This is a genomic window from Kitasatospora sp. NPDC101157, assembly GCF_044768255.1.
Classification (GTDB): Bacteria; Actinomycetota; Actinomycetes; order Streptomycetales; family Streptomycetaceae; genus Kitasatospora.
In genome coordinates this window covers 71,220-88,362 of the sequence record NZ_JBIWPL010000028.1, presented here as the reverse complement: position 1 = coordinate 88,362, position 17,143 = coordinate 71,220, and the positions used below count along the sequence as shown (strand labels likewise).

General features: G+C 68.7%; 10 protein-coding genes and 1 pseudogene. 3 read left to right on the top strand and 8 right to left on the bottom strand.

The genetic code is table 11. From position 1 onward, the window contains the following. Nucleotides 1–3: 3 nt before the first annotated feature. Nucleotides 4–750, bottom strand: a complete 747-nt coding sequence (locus ACIRVF_RS36030) for a GntR family transcriptional regulator (protein ID WP_402827765.1) — start codon at nt 748–750, stop codon at nt 4–6. 331 nt (nt 751–1,081) lie between these two features. Here ACIRVF_RS36030 and ACIRVF_RS36025 point away from each other — a divergent pair, with 331 nt between their 5' ends. The 3 genes from ACIRVF_RS36025 to ACIRVF_RS36015 all read left to right on the top strand — a co-directional run bounded on the left by ACIRVF_RS36025 (nt 1,082) and on the right by ACIRVF_RS36015 (nt 9,485). Further along, the gene (locus ACIRVF_RS36025) at nt 1,082–1,882 is read left to right on the top strand and encodes an exodeoxyribonuclease III (RefSeq protein WP_402827762.1); all 801 of its coding nucleotides are present in this window, start codon (nt 1,082–1,084) and stop codon (nt 1,880–1,882) included. Nucleotides 1,883–2,631: 749 nt separating this feature from the next. Beyond that, entirely contained in the window at nt 2,632–3,765 is a 1,134-nt protein-coding gene (locus ACIRVF_RS36020) for a hypothetical protein (protein WP_402827759.1), read from the top strand. Between the two features lie 320 nt (nt 3,766–4,085). After that, on the top strand, nt 4,086–9,485 hold the full coding sequence (locus ACIRVF_RS36015) for a hypothetical protein (RefSeq protein WP_402827756.1): 5,400 nt from the start codon (nt 4,086–4,088) through the stop codon (nt 9,483–9,485). Between the two features lie 262 nt (nt 9,486–9,747). On the opposite strand, the gene ACIRVF_RS36010 is transcribed toward ACIRVF_RS36015, so the two are convergent. From ACIRVF_RS36010 to ACIRVF_RS35980, 7 genes and pseudogenes are all read right to left on the bottom strand, one after another. Next, nucleotides 9,748–10,191 carry a hypothetical protein gene (locus ACIRVF_RS36010; RefSeq protein WP_402827753.1) on the bottom strand — a complete coding sequence of 148 codons (444 nt, stop codon included), beginning with the start codon at nt 10,189–10,191 and terminating at the stop codon, nt 9,748–9,750. A 60-nt stretch (nt 10,192–10,251) separates the two neighbouring features. After that, a pseudogene (locus ACIRVF_RS36005) lies at nt 10,252–10,669 on the bottom strand (cupin domain-containing protein). Between the two features lie 197 nt (nt 10,670–10,866). Beyond that, the gene (locus tag ACIRVF_RS36000; protein ID WP_402827750.1) at nt 10,867–12,342 is read right to left on the bottom strand and encodes an aldehyde dehydrogenase; all 1,476 of its coding nucleotides are present in this window, start codon (nt 12,340–12,342) and stop codon (nt 10,867–10,869) included. Between the two features lie 126 nt (nt 12,343–12,468). After that, entirely contained in the window at nt 12,469–14,418 is a 1,950-nt protein-coding gene (locus ACIRVF_RS35995) for an FUSC family protein (RefSeq protein ID WP_402827747.1), read from the bottom strand. Between the two features lie 107 nt (nt 14,419–14,525). After that, nucleotides 14,526–15,155, bottom strand: coding sequence for an SDR family oxidoreductase (locus tag ACIRVF_RS35990; protein WP_402827744.1), 630 nt, complete (start codon nt 15,153–15,155; stop codon nt 14,526–14,528). A gap of 25 nt (nt 15,156–15,180) precedes the next feature. Continuing rightward, nucleotides 15,181–16,080, bottom strand: coding sequence for an alpha/beta hydrolase (locus tag ACIRVF_RS35985; RefSeq protein WP_402827741.1), 900 nt, complete (start codon nt 16,078–16,080; stop codon nt 15,181–15,183). Between the two features lie 124 nt (nt 16,081–16,204). Continuing rightward, entirely contained in the window at nt 16,205–17,137 is a 933-nt protein-coding gene (locus ACIRVF_RS35980; RefSeq protein ID WP_402827738.1) for an alpha/beta hydrolase, read from the bottom strand. Nucleotides 17,138–17,143 lie beyond the last annotated feature (6 nt).

Genomic DNA, 17,143 nt, shown 5'->3' with positions numbered 1-17,143 from the left:
GGTTCAGGAGGCGGTGCGGACCTCGGGGGTCGCGGCGACCGGGGTGACCTCGACCAGGCCGGTCTCGCCGAAGGTCAGCTTGCAGGTGTCCGCCCGGTAGGTGGAGACGGCGAGCGCAACCAGGCGGCCGGCCGAGGCGTACTGGGTGGTCATGACCAGCACCGGTGTCCCCGGGGGGCGCTCCAGCAGAGCGGCCTCGTCGGCCTCGGCGACACCGAGCTCGACGGCCCGGGACTCGCCGTCCACCTCCAGGCGCTCCAGCTGGCGCAGCACCGAGCGGGCCCGGTCGCTCTCGGCGCGGAAACCGGGCAGGTGCGGCAGGGCCGAGGCCGGGACGTGCAGCGACTCGGTGGCCATCGCGCGGCCCTCGACCAGGCGGACCCGGCGGACGGTGTGCACGGTGGCGCCCTCGGCGATGCCGAGGTCCTTGGCCAGCTGCGCGGAGGCCGGCGCGGTGGTGCAGTCCACCGTGCGCCAGGCCTGGCTGCGGCCGGCGCCGGGCCAGCCCTCCTCCTGCCGGTTGACCGGGACGCCGACCCGCGGGGCGGCGATCAGCGTGCCGATCCCCCGGCGGCGGACCAGCCGGCCCTCCAGCTCCAGCTGGTCCAGGGCCTGCCGCAGCGTCGCCCGGGCGACCCCGAAGCGCGCGGAGAGCTCGCGTTCGTTGGGCAGGACCTCACCGGTGGAGAACTCCGAGTCGATGGCCCGCAGCAGCACCGTGCGCAGGTGCCAGTACTTCGGTTCCGGCACCGCCGAAAGCTGTCCTGTCGTCCCGACCGTGCCCACCGTGTCCTCCACCTGGTCCTGTCCGCCCTACGACAAGGAGGGCGGATCCCGGGCCCGCTGCCCGCTGTTGCGGCAGGTGGGAGAGCGAGCCTTTATCCGTCCTTCTTTATTAAAGGTCCTTGCAGTAAGCGACCCTAGGTGCTGCGTCCGGAGATGGTCAAGACCAATGGCACGGCTTGGTGCGGCGTTCGCGAACATTCATGCCACGTTCACGACAGCCCACGCCGGCGCCGCGCCGGACCCCTGCCGCGCGTCACGGTTCGGGACGGACACGACCAATGGGTAGGCTGCCCGGGTGATCGTGGTGACGAGTGTGAACGTGAACGGAATCCGGGCGGCCGCCAAGAAGGGCTTCGTCGAGTGGCTGGCCGGAACGGAGGCGGACGTGATCTGCCTCCAGGAGGTGCGCTCCGAGCCCGCGCAGCTGCCCGTCGAACTGAGCGACCTGGACGGCTGGCACGCGGTCTGGGCCCCGTCCGTCGCCAAGGGCCGGGCCGGCGTCGCGATCCTCTCCCGCCAGGAGCCGCAGCGCACCGCGATCGGATTCGGATCGGAGGAGTTCGACAATTCCGGCCGGTACGTCGAAATCGACCTCCCGGGCCTGACCGTCGCCAGCCTCTACCTGCCCTCCGGCGAGGCCGGCACCGAGCGCCAGGACGAGAAGGAACGCTTCATGGCGGAATTCCTCGTCCACCTCACCGACCTGCGCGCCCGCGCCGCCGCCGACGGCCGCGAGGTCGTGGTCTGCGGCGACTGGAACATCGCCCACCGCCCCGAGGACCTCAAGAACTGGAAGGCCAACCAGAAGTCCGCCGGTTTCCTCCCCGAGGAACGCGCCTGGCTCTCCCGCGTCTACGACGAGGCCGGCTACGTCGACGTCGTCCGCGCCCTCCACCCCGACCGCACCGGCCCCTACACCTGGTGGTCCTACCGCGGCCGCGCCTTCGACAACGACTCCGGTTGGAGGATCGACCTGGTTGTCTCTACTAGAAACCTCGCTGAGAAATGCGTCGAGGCCTACATCGAACGAGCAGCCTCCCACGCCGAACGCTGGAGCGACCACGCACCGGTGACCGCCGTGTTTGATCTCGACTAACTGACCGACAGCCAGCGAAAGTTCAGCAGCACTGAGAGGTATCCAGAGGCAAATCGAACCCAGCCGCGCCAAAATTCCTTCCCGTCTGCAGGACGACGCTACACCGCCCTCAAGCTCCAGCGGCCTTCCTCGCTGGAGCTCTTTTACAAAGTGAGTCGATTGCCAGCTTCGATAGCCTTGTCAGCATTCCAGTCACCCTGCAGTCGATGGCGGCCACCTTCGATTTCGACGGCACCCTGGCCCAGACCAGTGCCGCCAACATCCACGTCGTCCGCACCAGCTTCGCCGACCTCAGTCTCACCGCGCCGGCCCGTGGCTGCGCGAGGCTCCGCTGGGCGACCTCATGGCGTCGACCTGATGATCTTGATCATCTCGTCCAGGTCGCCGACCGCGCGAAGCATCCCCAGGTCCCGTCCGAGGTCGAAGCCCTGTGCGGCCGGTTGAGCATCATCCGCGCGGGACAAACCGTGGAGACCGAAAGCCTGGCCGACCTGCGGCACTCACGCCATAGCCCGTTCAGCTGCCCGGCGTCTGCTCGTCTCCGACCCTGCGGGAACAGTCGGGGCCTCCTGGCACACCTTGGCATTCATCGTGACTCGAACGGCCCACATAGGACAACAGACTGCTCCGCGCGTAGCTCGCGCCCGGCACCGGCGCCTGGTGCCGCCTGACATGCCATCTTCAACTGCCCTGACAGGTAGGGACTTTGATGTTTTGCGTTCGCTTCGCCGTGCGGCAAGGATGGCGCGATGAATGAAGCCACGCGCCTGCCGAACCCCGGAACCGGTCTGACCGGCCCTAACTACGCCCGGCGCAGTCGAGTAGAGCCGACCGTAGATGCACTCGGAAAGGGCCGGTGGGTCGCGACTGACGAGTCCGGCTGGGGAGGCGACCAACTCGCCGCCAACCCCGACCGATACATGACCATCGGATCGGTTGCCATCGATGACCAGACGGCGCAGCAGGTGCTGCTCGATCTGCGGCGTGACGCGAGGATCACCGATCAGGTGGCCGAGGTGAAGTTCAAGCACTTCAAGGACAGGCCGACAGGTCGGCAGGCGCTGATCGAGGCGCTCGGCCCAGGCGGATCCCTCGAAGGTCGAACTTCGGTATACGTGATCGACAAGCACTACTTCGTGGTGGGAAAGATCATCGACCTCTTGATCGAAACTCAGGCCCACTCTCGAGGCGTCGAAATGTACCGCAACGGCGCAGCTCGCCAAAGCGCCCGGACGCTGTTCGAGGAGGGGCCTCGGGCGCTGGGAAGGGATGGGTTCGGAAAGCTTGTCCAAGCCACGGTGGACTTCGCGTCGATGCGGAACCGGGACGGGCGGCAGTCCTCGGTTGAGAACTTCTTCGACGTCTTGGAGGCGGCGTGGGCGAAGTCCACGCGCCGACGCGTCACTACGGTCCTCGCGCAGGCCCGCGGGACTCGGGCGGAGGCTGCGGACTTCCTGCAGGCGCTCCAGGAGGGTGATCTCTCGGACAGTCTCGAACCACTGATTCCCGGGGTGGCAGCCGTTGTCAACAACTGGTCTGAGCGGATCGGGAAGGTCAACGCGTTGACGGACGACCAAAAGGTGCTCACTGACGACTGGTTGGACAAGATGATACGCCAATTCGATGGGGGCGGGTCCTGGGAGTTGCGGTGGGTCCTGGGACGGGCCCAGGTCGGGCAGATGCTGCGAGGGGAGTCCAAGACGCACCCTTCGCTGCAACTCGCCGACCTCGTCGCCGGCGCCGGGTTCGCTGTGGCAAAGCGCTTTGGGGGCAGCGACTCACCTGCGGCAGCGGAGCTCTACCCGGCCGTCGTGCCGCTGATCGACCCGAACAGCATGGTCGCCTTCGACGACATGTCGCGGTTCGCGAGGCCGCTTGGATGACGAACGCCAGCCGGATCCCTGGCCTCGACCAGTCGAACGGATCCCTGCGCGGACTTCACGGCGCCTGCTCCGGAAGGCTCGGGGTGTGAGGCGTCGTAGCAGTCGAGGGGCCTGCTCGCGACGACAACGTGCACATTGCCCCCGCCGCCTCACGTCGGCCCCTCGCTCGCACGAGCTGCCGGGTTGGAGTCCGGAACATCCCGAGTGACCGCCAGACGCGGCGCAACGCTTGGGCTGCGGTGTCGCCTCACAAATATTCACAAGTGCACATTCCGATTCTATGTTCAGAATAACTGGACATAGCGACTACCCTCCTGCTTGTGACGTCAACCGTTGATCTGCTCCGCGGGATGTTGGGCGAGAACGCGTACGCGGCCCTAAAGGCTTTGGCGGCTGCGACCGTGCCACCGTCAGGCCGGATGATGGCAAAGAACTTGGGGATTTCCCCGACGACTGCGACGGCGGCGCTGGAGAGGCTGCGAGAGGCTGGCTTCGCTACCTCGAGCCAGGTCGGCCGGGCCAACCTCTGGCACCTCACCACCGACAGCGAGATCATGCGCGCGTGGCTGGAGGAGGTCCGACTGCAGGCCACCGCTGACGCCACAGCAGGGATGAGTCCCTACGCGACCGGTGGCGGAGGTGTCACGTTCGAGCGCAAGGTCGCAGTCCAGTACCTCGCTCACCTTCTCCTCGGGACCGGAGCGACGGAGCTGGGCGACAGCCGGACGGTCATCGGCGTGGAGTTCCAGAAAGCACCCGAGCACTCGGTCGACGACCTGGTCATCCGCGCGGCCCGGGCTGACGAGGTCGAGCCGTCTCTGGTGCTAGCTCTCGCGGTGCGCCGGGCACCGGACCTCGTGCAGAGCAACGAGGCGAGCAGGAAGCTCATCGGCACGTTTGTCCAGGAGGTCGTCAACGCGCCCACGGACGGCCTTGAATACCGGGCCGGCATGGTTGTTGCGGGTCGGCAGGAGCACGCGGAACAGCTAGCGCTACTCGCCGCCGAGGCCTTCGTACACAAGGACGCACCCAGCTTCTTCGGCCTCATCCGCACACACCGAAAGTTCCCCGCTGGTGTAAGGAAGCGGCTCAGGCACCTCGAAGGTCTCGTGAAACTCGCACTGCCGGACCTCGGGACAGCCGACCCCGGCCCGCAGCTCGTGGAGCAGCGCACGTGGGAGCTGCTGTCGCGCCTGACCGTGCTCATGCCCAGGCTCGAACCGCCGGACGAACTGGACTGGGGCCCCATGACGAACTCCCTGATCCCGGTGGCCCGCGGAGCGGATCTGTTTGGGGCGATGCGACTGCAAGAGCGGCTCGTGGCCCTGGCGGCTGAGTACGCGCCGAAGGCAGCGACCGTCGACCTGGGCCTCCTGCGGCGCCATTGCCACGCGGTCCTCGACTCTGCAGCGCGTCGTCACCGGCCTGGCTGGGCCATGCTCGGTCGCCTTCACCAGAGCGCGGTCGCTTCGGTGAGCGACTCGATCTCCGGCGACGGCCGAAAGGTCCACCTGGAACGGCGCGACACCGCAGATCAACTGCTCCAGCTCGTGCAGTCCTCAACCACAGGGGTTGTCGTGCGCGGCGACTCCGGTGTGGGAAAGAGCGCGCTGGCGGTCCGCACCATCGCCGATGCCGCATCGGACCCGGACGTCCTACAGGCCCTCTGCATCGACCTCAGGTCCCTCCCCAGTACGAGCGTGGAGCTGGAGTCCGCGCTCGGTGCCTCGCTCGCAACGCTCCTCGGAGAACTCAGCGCCCCTCAGCGACTCCTGGTGATCGACGGCGCGGACGCACTGGTCGAGGGGAAAGCGGGCACCTTCCTCAGCCTCGTTGACGCGGCCGTCCAGGCGGACGTCAAAGTGGTCGCCGTGACAGCGAACGACGCCCAGCAGGTCGTCCATGACACGCTGAGCGATCGCGTCGGTGGGGATGTCGCCAGTCTTGAGGTGCCCCCCTTGACCGATGCCCAAGTTGCTGAAGTCACGGCGGTCTTCACCGAGTTGTCGACCCTCGCGGAACAGCCGCGGTCACGGGAGTTGTTGTCCAGGCCGGTGGTCGTCGATCTCCTCGTGCGCGGGCGTGTGAAGACCACCCCCCTGAGCGACGCCGACGCCATGCAGCAGGTATGGAACGGGCTGGTGCTCCGCAAGGAGCATCCCGAACGCGGTCTTCCGGAGGCCCGCAGCATCGCGCTCCTGCGCCTGGCCGCCCTTGAACTCGGCCTGGGAGACGCCCTGGACGTGATGGGGACGATCGATGCCACGGCGCTCGCTGGCCTTCGCCAGGACGGGCTGCTACGCACGGACCCGGACGACCCGTTCAGCGTCGGCCCCCGGTTCGCCCACGACGAGGTGCGCCGATACGCGATCGCCCGTCTACTCCTCACCAGCGCTAGTCCCACCGCGAGACTACTTGAGGCCGGTGTGCCGCGCTGGACGCTCGGTGCCGCGCGGCTGGCCTGCCAAGCACTGCTTGTCCAACCCAACAGCCCGAGGAACCCCTTCCGGGGCAGGTTCGCCAGCCTGCAGGAGTGTTTCGAGCATCTGGTCGCCGAAGGCCACGGGGACCGTTGGGGCGATGTGCCCGGCGAAGCGCTCCTGACGCTCGGAGCACCCGACCCGGTGCTGCGCGACGCATGGCCGACACTGCGTGCCGAGCCAGGCACGGGCATGCAGCGGCTCCTGCGGCTCGTGGACCAGCGGTTGCGCAACGGAGCGGGCCTGGTACGGATCGACGCGGTCGAGCCACTGATCGCCCTGCTACTCGAGGACGAGGAGCCCTGGCAGCAGGGCAAGCATGTGCAGGGAACCCTTCGCGACTGGCTCCACGCGGTCACCCTCGCGGGCACACCTGCTGGCTATCCGCTTCGGGTCAAACTGCACGACCGCCTCGTCGCCGCCTGCGCCGAAGCCGACCGCCGGTTCCAGGAACAGCAGGCGGCGGCCGCCGCGGCGCAGGCCGCCCTGCCGCCGCAGGAAGTCGAGGCGAAGCGTCAGCACCTGGAGAAGCAACGGCTGCTCTTCATGGGTCGCGGCCGCCGCCAGGGGCGTCGCCCGGCGCGCCCTGAGATCCCTCGCGAGATCGCGGACGAACTCATCCTCGAGTTGCTGGCCCTGCTGGGCCCGGATCTCGGAGAGGACGGTGAGGCCCTTCTGCGTCGAGTGGCACACGACGCGCCGGCATGGGCGGGCCCCACCGTTGAGGAGGTGCTGACCGGCCGGGCGCTGGCCACGTACCGGCGCGGTCTCCTCGCCGACCTGACCGAGGCTTATTACCTCAACGAGGACGAAGACGGCACGGGTTTCCATGAGGACGGGATCCGGCACCACACTGCCCGCGGGCTCGGTGTGACCCCGCTCGCCGCCTGGTACCGTGGCCCGTTCCTTGCGCTGTTCCAGTCGGACTTCCGCAACGGCGTAGCGGTGCTCAACCGCATGCTCAACCACGCCGCACTGGCGCGTGCACGCACCCTGGTCGGCAGCCACCTCCAGTACGGCGCACAGGTAGAGGAGCGCGACCTCGATGCCTTCCGTACACCGCTTGACGTCGCGGGCGAGCGCCGGACATACGTCGGAGACGAGCACGTCTGGCACTGGTACCGCGGGACCGGCGTCGGCCCCTCCCCCTGCATGAGCGCACTGCAGGCACTGGAGCGAGTGTGCGACCAACTGATCGAAGCGGACATCTCCCTGGAAAGGATCATCACCATCCTGCTGGAGGGCTGCGAGAACCTGGCCATGGTTGGCCTGATCGTGGGCCTTCTCGTCCGCCACCTGGAACGCGCCGACCGCCTGCTGGACCGGTATCTCACCGAACCGGTCATCTGGCACATGGAGTTCGGACGCGTCGTCAGCGAAGGTGGCGGCCTAGGGGCGGCGCCCTCCGATGGTCTGACCGCTCCCGAACGTCGCCGCTGGTCCCTGCGGGAAGCAGCCATGATGATGGTGCTGCACGCAAACGATCAGCGTGCCGACGAGCTGCGATTGATCGGGCAGGAGCTCATCGCAACGGCCAGGCGACTGGTCGAGGAAGAACTCGGCGAGGCCGACGACCAAGTCACCCAGGACGAACTGGCGGCCGTGCGCGGGTGGGCGAGCAGCCTGGACCGCGGCACCTACCAAGCGCAGCAGGTCGAAGGGGGCGTGGAGGTCCAGAGCACACCCCCAAGTGACGTCGCCGAGGCCCTGCAGGCCAAGAGCGTCGAGTCGGCACGCGCTCACGAGGCCATGCGGCTCAGCATCCGCTACTACGTCAACCCCAGGAACGGCAAGAGCGAAGCACTCACGGGTCAGGACCTGGTCGCCGACCTCGCCGCGGCCTGCGACCTGCTCGAGAACCCTTCCGACCCCGACTCGAGTAGTCAGTGGGACGCACCCGCCGCAGTAGCCGCCGCAGCACTCACAGCACATATCGTCAATGGCGTCGATCTGCCCGTCGACTCACTGCTCTTCGCTGTCGACAAGCTTCTGCGCATCGGTCAGGGCGCAGGATCACCGCGCCCGTTCGAGGTCGAGGAGACATACTTCGAGCAGGGAGCGGACCGCCATGCTGCGCGGGCCCTGCCTCTTCTCCTTCTGCCTGGCGCAGCGCGGCTCCGTGCCCGGGTCGACGGCAAGGACGGGTCTGCGACGTACCGCCGGACGGCCAGCGCGGCGGGCAAGCTGGGGAATGCCGTAGCCAACGAAGTGCGCGTGCATCTGGCGCGTGGCCTCGACCAACTCTGGCGCACCGACTGCACGACCGACGGCAGCGTCTGCCACCACGAGACAGCATTCGAGCTCGCGGTCGAGACGATGCGGGATTGTGTCCTTGGCGACTGGGACCCGGAGACCGGTCGGCGCAAGCCCGTCACACTCGACTACCCCATCGCACGCTCACTGGCGAAAGTAGCCGCGGACTCCATCTACGTAGCGCGCCTCGATGGGGCGATTAGGGCCCTCGGGCCGGCAGCAGCGGCACAGTCCTGCGTCTCGGCCCGGGCTCGCGAACTCCTGGATACAGTCCTCGCAACGCAGCGCCGCTCACTGCTAGCCTCCGAGGACGACCTGGACCGCCGCGGCACCCGCGCTTTGATCGCGGCACGGGCACTGCTCTCTCTCGCCAGCACAGGCGAGGACGCCCCCGTCATCCAGCACATCGATGCATACGCTGACCACGGGACGTGCCTGGGCAGTTTCCTGAGCGCGCTGGCGGCCGCCGCCGAAGAGTCAGCAGACGCAGCAGCCGTCGCGCGCCGGATGTGGCCAGCCATCGTTACACATGTGATCGACCTGCAAGCCGACGGGCACTCGCCCTTCGCGGGTCGGCGTGACTACGGATCGGCTCTGGCCTCCCTCCTTCCGAACCCCGCCGCCGAAGTCGCCTACCTCTACCGGGAAGTGCACGGCGAACCCATCGTCTGGTGGGACCCACTGGCCTGGCGGGACCCCGTCGCGCGGTGGTTGCCGCTCGCTCAAGGCAGCGCCGCATGCGTGGACCAGCTCATCGGCTTCATCAGGCCACTACCGGCTGAGGACCAAGCGCGCGTCGGTCTCCCCTGGGTGGCGGACCTGGTGCTCGCGCATCCAGGAAAGGCAACCCGAACCTATCTGCTCGCCTCCTGGCTGATCGAAATGCGTCAGGCTGTGGCCGACGCGGGCATGACGGAGGACTGGCAGCGGGTCGTCGACGCCCTCGTGGTTGCGGGTTTGTCCCGGCTCGCACCGTACTCCGAATAGCCAGACCGGAGCCAGGGAAGCCGCTTCCGTCGAAGGCGATGCCTTCGGCTTCTCCAGCTCGTGCGCTGGCGAGCCAACCCACCAGCGCGCGAGTGGCAGATCGCCCAGCCGGATTCCTGTGACAGATCAGGACTCTGGGACGCCTGGCAACCTCCACAGGTCGCTGATCCGGCGGACGGGGCATGCCCTTTTCGCCCGGGAGGACCGCTGCGGGCCGCAGCGGCAGCCGGCACGCGGCCGGGCCGCAATGCACCGGCCCGGTTCACCGGGGCGCGTGTTGCAGCAGGTCCGGCTGGTCAGTTGGCCGCAGCGTCGTGCACTGCCCGTGGGCATGGTTGAGAAGATACAGCGCCGCTTGCAGGACGAGCGAGACGTTGTGCCTGGGCGGGGCGCCGGTCAGACCGTGGAGGATGTCGTTGCGGAGGTTCAGCCCGTGCTCGGGAACGACCAGGAGGAGTTCCAGCACTCTGCTCCAGTCCTCCCGGTACCCGGCCTCCGGCATGCTCTGCAGGAGCCGGCCCAGGAGGTCGACGCCGCCGGGGGTCTGCCCCTTGGCCACGGAGACGATGGCCGCCCGGCTTCGCAGGAGCTGGCGGAGGATCTGCTCGACCTGGGGCAGCGCGACGCACGCCGCAGCGTCGAGCTCCCCCAGCCAATAGTGGAGGAAGGCCCGGGCGAGGATCCGCGTGCGGGGCTCGGGCAGCACCGTCTCGTGCGCCAGGGCGGCGGTCAGGTCGTAGCACGGCCTCCCGGGGCTGCCGCGGGGTCAGTGGCTGCGGGTCCGCCGACCGTTGTACTGCTCGTCGGTGATGTGTTCCAGCCAGGTCGTTTCCAGCTGGTCGTCGCCGGGTGCGGTGCCGTCCCACAGCGCGATGTGCTGCATGAAGCGGTCGGCGGTGGCGCCGTGCCAGTGTTGCTCGCCCGGCGGGCAGGTCACCGTCTCACCGGGGTGGGCTTCGAAGACGGTGCCGTCGCGGGTGCCGATCAGGGCGATACCGGCGACTACGTGCAGGGTCTGGCCGACTGCGTGGTGGTGCCAGGCGGTACGGGCGCCGGGTGCGAAGCGCACCATGTTGGCGCAGGCGGGAGGGTTCCTGGCCTGCGTGGATGACGTCGAACCAGACGTCTCCGTTGAACCAGTCCTGGGGGCCCTTGCCGGTGGGTCGGGGCTCGACGAATTCCATGTGGTGCTCCTTGGGGGCTGTGCGGGGAGGGGAAAGGGCGGAACCGACCGGCTTTCGCCGGGTAGCGTGGCGGGCCATCGGGGCAGCCGTCACCAGGCTGCCTGACCGGTCCAGCCCGGCCCGAGAGCGGCGCCTGGCAGACGTGCGGCACGCCGACGAGGCCACCGGGAACCCCAAGCCGTTTATGGGTGGTGCGTTCAGTGGGTGGGCCAGGGCAGGTCCGAGGGGATGCCGATGCTGTTGATCTCGACGAACTCGTCGAAGCCTTCGAGGCCGAGCTCGTGTCCGAGCCCGCTGTCCTTCACACCGCCGAACGGTGCCGCGAGCCCGGCCGGGCATCCGTTGACCTCCGTCATGCCGGTCTCCATGCGCGTGGCGAAGCGCGTGGCGCGCATCGGGTCGGCGGAGAACACCGCGCCGCTGAGCCCGTAGCGGGAGTCGTTGGCGATCGCCAGGGCCTCTTCTTCGGTGTCGTACTCAAGCACCGAGAGCACCGGCCCGAAGACCTCCTCCTGGGCGATGTTCATCGACGGGGTGACGCCGGTGAAGATGGTCGGCTCCACGAACCAGCCGGTGTCCAGCCCCTTCGGACGGCGGCCACCGATGATCGGAACCGCTCCCTCCTTCACGGCGGCGGCGATCATGCCCTCGACGCGATCGCGGTGGAGAGCGCTCACCAGGGGGCCGAAGTAGACCTCGGGGTCGAGCGGGTCGCCGATCCTGAGGGCCCTGACCTTCGCAGCCAGTGCGTCAACGAACCGGCCGGAGATGCTTCGGGGAAGCACGATCCTCGTCTTGGCGGTGCAGACCTCGCCATTGCTGCGCAAGGCCGCATGCAGCACCTTGTCGACCGTGGACTCCACGTCGACGTCGTCGAGCAGCACGGAGGCGGACTTGCCGCCGAGTTCGAGGGTGACGGGGCGCAGCAGCGCGGCGCACGCGGCGGCGATGCTCTTTCCCACGCCCGTTGATCCGGTGAAGGAGATCGTGTCGACCCCGGGGTGGGAGACCAGGTGCTCACTGGCCGGCCGGTCGCCGGAGACGATGTTCAGCACGCCGGCGGGCAGGCCGGCCTTCTGCGCCATCTGGGCGAAGAGGTACTGGTTCAGTGGCGCGTCGGGAGCGGACTTGACCACTACGGTGCAGCCGGCCAGCAGGGCCGGTGCGAGCTTCATGATGGTGATCAGGTGGGGTGCGTTCCAGGGGACGATGGCGCCGAGAACGCCGTTGGGGCGGCGGTGCACGAGGGCTCGGCCGGAGGGGACCTCGCGGATCTCCTCGAACGGGTAGCTCTGGGCGAGTTCGATCATCTGGTCCACGATCAGTCGGGGACGGCGTGCCTGGATGGGGACCGAGTGCTGGATCGGTGTGCCCATTTCGGAGGACACGAGTTCGGCCATGGCTTGCTCGTTCGTCTGCATCTCGGCGCTGAGCCTGCGCATGATCTCCGAACGTTCGGCCAGCGTCATCCGTGGCCACGGCCCTTCGTCGAACGCCTTGCGAGCCGCCGCGACGGCCCGGTCGATGTCGGCTTCGACGCCCATCGGGACGGTCGCGATGGGCTGTTCCGTGTACGGGGAGAGCACCGTCAGCTTCTCGTCGGTGGACGGGGCGACCCATTCGCCGCCGATGAACAGGCTGTCGTAGTGGCCGTGCCACAGGGTCTCTGACATTGCTTTCTTTCCTTCCGTGCCGTGCGGCATCAAGGTGGAGTGATGGGGTCCGTCTTCGCGGTCACCGAATGAGTTGTCCGGGCTTTTGCCCAGGTCACGCCCCCGCGCCGGGTACGGGCCGTCGGCTCATCGGGAACCGACCGGGGTCTGGGCCGCGGCGAGCCTCTCCAAGGCCGTGATGCCCCCACGCAGTCGCCCGAGTGCCGCGACGGTGTCCGTGGAGGTCGTCCCTTCGTCAACGCCGTCGGGATCGGTGGGCCGTGGGGCGCTCAGGGATCTCGGGCCGAGCGTTTCGAGGTCTCGCGAGGCAGCCGCAACGTCGGAGGAGACAGCTGCGCGTTCCTCGGCGTTCCAGAGGGGCGCGAGCGCGGAGAGCGCCGCGATCTGTCGGCGCACGCTCGTCACCGCGTCGACGGCCGGGTCGAGGGCATCGTTCTGCCAGCGGCCGTGCCGGTCGTGGGGCTCGAAACGGGCGCTGCGGGCCGCCGCGGTGAACTCCAGCGCGGTCAGTCGGGCACGCACGACGGAGTGGGCGACCGCAGTCCGGTGTGCCTTGTCCTCCGCTGCCCACAGGAGTACCAGCGCGTCGATCTGACGCGCGGTCGCCTCGGCCCACTCCGTGAGGTGCTCGGTGAGCATGCCGCGCTGCCACGTGGGAGCGATGAGGTAGGCGGCGAACGCGAGCAGGCAGCCGATGATCGTGTCGAGGCCGCGCGTGGTCGCACCGAGCGAGCCGTGGGTCAGCGAGCCGATCCAGGCCACCACCCAGAACATCGTGAACGGCTGCCCGCAGCTGCGGAACGCGAGGAAGCCGTAGAACAGCAGGAGCAGCACGACGGCGTGGAGGGCCGGCACGTCGGGGAGGAAGGACAGCGCGACAGCGACGACCGCGCCCGCGACGGTGCCGAGGGAACGGCCGACGCCACGGGCGAAGGTGGAGCCGTAGTCCGGGAACACGGTCAGGGCCGCCGCGACGACCACCCAGAAGCCGTGCCCTGCCAGCATGGTGGCCGGTCCGAGCCATGCGCCCACTGCCAGGCCGACGACCTGCGCGACGACGCAGACCGTGGCCAGCCGCAGTGCGTGGTGCAGGATCGGCGAGCCCCGGCGCAGCTCGTCCAGGACCAGTTCGAGCGAAGTCGGGGTGCGACGCTCGTCGGATGCGGGGGAAGTGTCCTCACCGGCGGCGAGCCGAGTAGTGGCCGCCACTGCCCGTGCTACAGCGCGCTGGAGCTCGGTTCGCGGTTCGCCCGGCCATGGGGCCGCGCCGAGGGAGCCGTCCGGTCGCGGGCGCGAGATCGCCGATGCGATGCGGCCCAGTTGCCGCGAGGCGGCCTCGTGCCAAAGGGTGGATTCGTCGTCTGCACGGTTGTCGAGTGCGCGCATCAACTGCCCGATCTCCTCGCCACGCACCACGAGTTGCGTGAGCCGGTCGAGCTCGGGATGACTGCGCCACCGCAGCAGCGCCAGGCTTCGGTCGGCCGCCAGGAGTGCGGAGTCCGCAGAGTTGCCGGCCGCGATCGCCCGGTAGAAGCCTGCGACGGCACGGCGCTGCGTCGAGTGCCGCGATCCGTACGGGGGAAGCAGCTGGGAGAGGTTCATGATCAGGAACCCCACGGTGAAGAAGGCGACGGCTTCGACCGGGCCCACCGTCAGCCCTGATGAGATCTCGGCGAACGCCAGGAAGACGATGGTGACGACCGTCAGGCGCATGCTGATGCCGATCGCGACAGCCCGCAGGAGCCCGGAGGCCAGGAACAGCACGAAGATGAGCGGCAGTACGAACACCCAGCGCCCCGCGAACACGATCCCCAGCCCCGCGGCAGCGATCTGCGCGGCGCTGGTCGCGAGTGTCGCGACGACGCGGGACCGGTTGTGCGGCATGAGCGCGGCGATCGCGCCCAGGAACGCGCCCACGGTGACCAGCAGTTGTTCCACCGGGTCGTGCAGGAGGTAGCCGATGACCGTCACGATCAACATGCCGACCGCGACCCGGATCAGCTTGACGGGCTCCTGGAACGGCTTGCCCGGTTGCATGCCGCGCCGAGCCGCGTCCCGGAAAGCAACCCAGTCCATGGTCGAAAACACCTTTACGTGAAAGCTGGTGGTCCTGTCGTGACGACAGGGGTCAATTTCCCGTGCTCGCGCTGGGATTGCTGTGGATGCGCAAGTGCGGGTGGCTCCTACCAGACGAGGTGGTCGCCGTCGGTGCCGGGCTTGTTCACGCCGAGGTTCTCGCGCACGTGCGTGTTGGGGTGGGCGACGATGTCGGCGACGAGCGCGGCGACGCTCTTGCGGGAGACCGTGGTGCCCTTGAACGGCTCGTCGCGTTGGGTGAGTTCGTAGGAGACCTCGTCGGCATCGGAGAGCCAGGCCGGGCGCAGCACGGTGTAGTCCAGCGACGAAGCCTCGACCGTGTCGGAGGCGGCCGCGTAGGTGTCGAGCGTGGACGCACCGATGGTGGCGCGGTTCCAGCGGCCGAACTCTCCGGGCACTTCCTGGTGGATGCCCAGCGCGGTCACGAAGATCAGGCGCTTGACGTCCTCCGCTTCCATGGCGGCGACGATTGCTCGGGCCTGTTCGTCGATGTTGCCGGCGAGGTTCGCGTAGACGACGTCCTGTCCGCGGATCGCTTCGGCGAGTGCCGCGCGGTTGGTCGCGTCGCCTTCGATCACGGTCGCGCCGGCGGGAACGTTGCTGATGCGGTTCTTGTTGCGGGCGAAGAGCGTCAGCGTCGCACCCTGGTCGGCGAGCATGTCGATGGCCCAGGAGGCGATCTGCCCGGACGCGCCGAGCACGAGGACGTTGGTCATGATGATCCCTTTCGCGGTCAGTCGCTCAGACGAGGTGGGAGGTGAACCAGCCGATCATCTGCTCGGGGTTCTCGGGGAAGTAGTTGTAGCCGTCGAATCGGCGGGTCGTTCCCTCGATCCAGTGCAGCCTCTTGTCGGCGGTGGCGAGGTTGTCGTAGATGCCCTGGACGTCTTCGGGGCGGGTGCTGGAGTCGTGGTGGACCTGGGCGATCAGCGTCGGCACGGTGACGTCCTTCGCGAAGTCCAGCGGGGACAGCTCGTCCAGGTCGAAGCCGGTCAGGTTCTTCAGCTCGGTCTCCAGCAGGCCGATCCCGCCGGGCACCTGGGCCAGGGCGGTCTCCGCGAGCGCGCGCAGCGAGACGGGCTGGACGGCGACGAGGGCTCGGACGCCGTCGAACTCCTCGGGGTGCTTGGACATCGCGACGATCGTGGAGTTCGCACCGAGGCAGCGGGAGAGGAGGGCGATGCGGGAGTTGTCGACGCCCAGGCGCTCGCGGCCGTAGCGCACCGAGCCGATGACGTCGCGGTACTCCAGCAGGCCGATGCCGACCAGGCCGCCGTTGGCCGCGCCGCTGCGGCCGTGGTTGCGCAGGTCGTAGGCGAGGACGTTGTAGCCGGCGTCGTGAAGGTTCTTGTAGTCGGGAAGGAAGTTGATCTCGAAGTCGGCGAACGGGGTGGCGTACTGGGGCAGGTGCCCGGGGTAGCCGTAGCGGTTGCACGGCATGGGGTGGTTGGCGATCACGAGCTTGTCGGAGTCGGCGGGGATGAACCAGCCCTCCAGCGGGGTGCCGTCCTGGGAGGGGAAGGTGATGTCCTCGTAGGCGAGGCCGTACTCGTCGGGCCGGCGCAGGACCGGGACGCGCCGGGTGTAGGCGAATCCCTGGGCCAGGGCGGTGGCGATCGTTTCGGGCGAGGGCGTGCTCATGAGCGGGGCTCCTGGAAGAAGGGTCGGGGTGGCCGGCCGGGCGATGGGTGCGCAACCGCTCGCTCGGCCGACCGGGTGGCGCCGTACGGGCACGCGACCGGGGCCGCGCGGAGGACGGGTCTGCTCAGAGGTGCTTGGTGAAGAACGGGATGAGGGCGTCCAGCGCGGGCCCGACCGCCTCGGGCTTGTCGTAGAGGTCGTAGTGCGAGACGTCGGGGATGATGAGCAGTTCCTTGTCCTTGGACGCGGCGAGGTCGAAGACCGTGTGCGCGTCGCGATACGCGCCGAACTCGCCCGGCTTGTTGCCGACGACGAGCAGCAGCGGCTGGGTCAACAGCTTGTCCGCCAGGTGGTAGGCGTCGAACCAGACGGTGGGCGCCATCGAGGAGAACGACCACAGATTGGTCCCGTGCGGGTGGGCGCCACGCGGCGTCTTGTAGTACTCGGTGGCTTCCGCCACGTCGATGTGCAGCGGCGGGACGAGGCCGAGCTCCCTGGCCTTCTCCACCGACGGCGGCAGCGAGCTGTCGAGCCGCTGCTCGCCCCCGCGGGCCTCGATGGTGCGCTGCGCGGCGATGGCCTCCAGCGTCTTGATGGCGGCGTCGGGGGACATGTCGCCCTGGCGCAGCAGGCGGCCCAGGTTGACGCCGGTGACGGTGGCCACCGCCTTGAAGCGGCGCTCGGTCATCGCGGCGGCCCAGGTGTAGCCGCCGCCGGCGCACATGCCGAACACGCCGATGCGGTCCTCGTCCACGTAGGGAAGGGTGACGAGGTAGTCGGCGGCGCAGCGGAAGTCCTCCACGCGCCAGGTGGCGTCCTCCAGCTGGCGGGGCTCGCCGCCGCTGGCGGCCTGGAAGGCCGCGTCGAACGCGAGGACGATGAAGCCCGCCTCCGCGAACGCCTTGCCGTACACCGATCCGGACGTCTGCTCCTTGCAGCTGCCGACCGGGTGGGCGCTGACGATGGCCGGGTACTTGCGCGCCGGGTCGAAGCCGGGCGGGAAGTGGATGTCCGCGGCGACGTCGACGTGCTTGTTCTTGAAGGTGACGGTCTCCATGGCTGG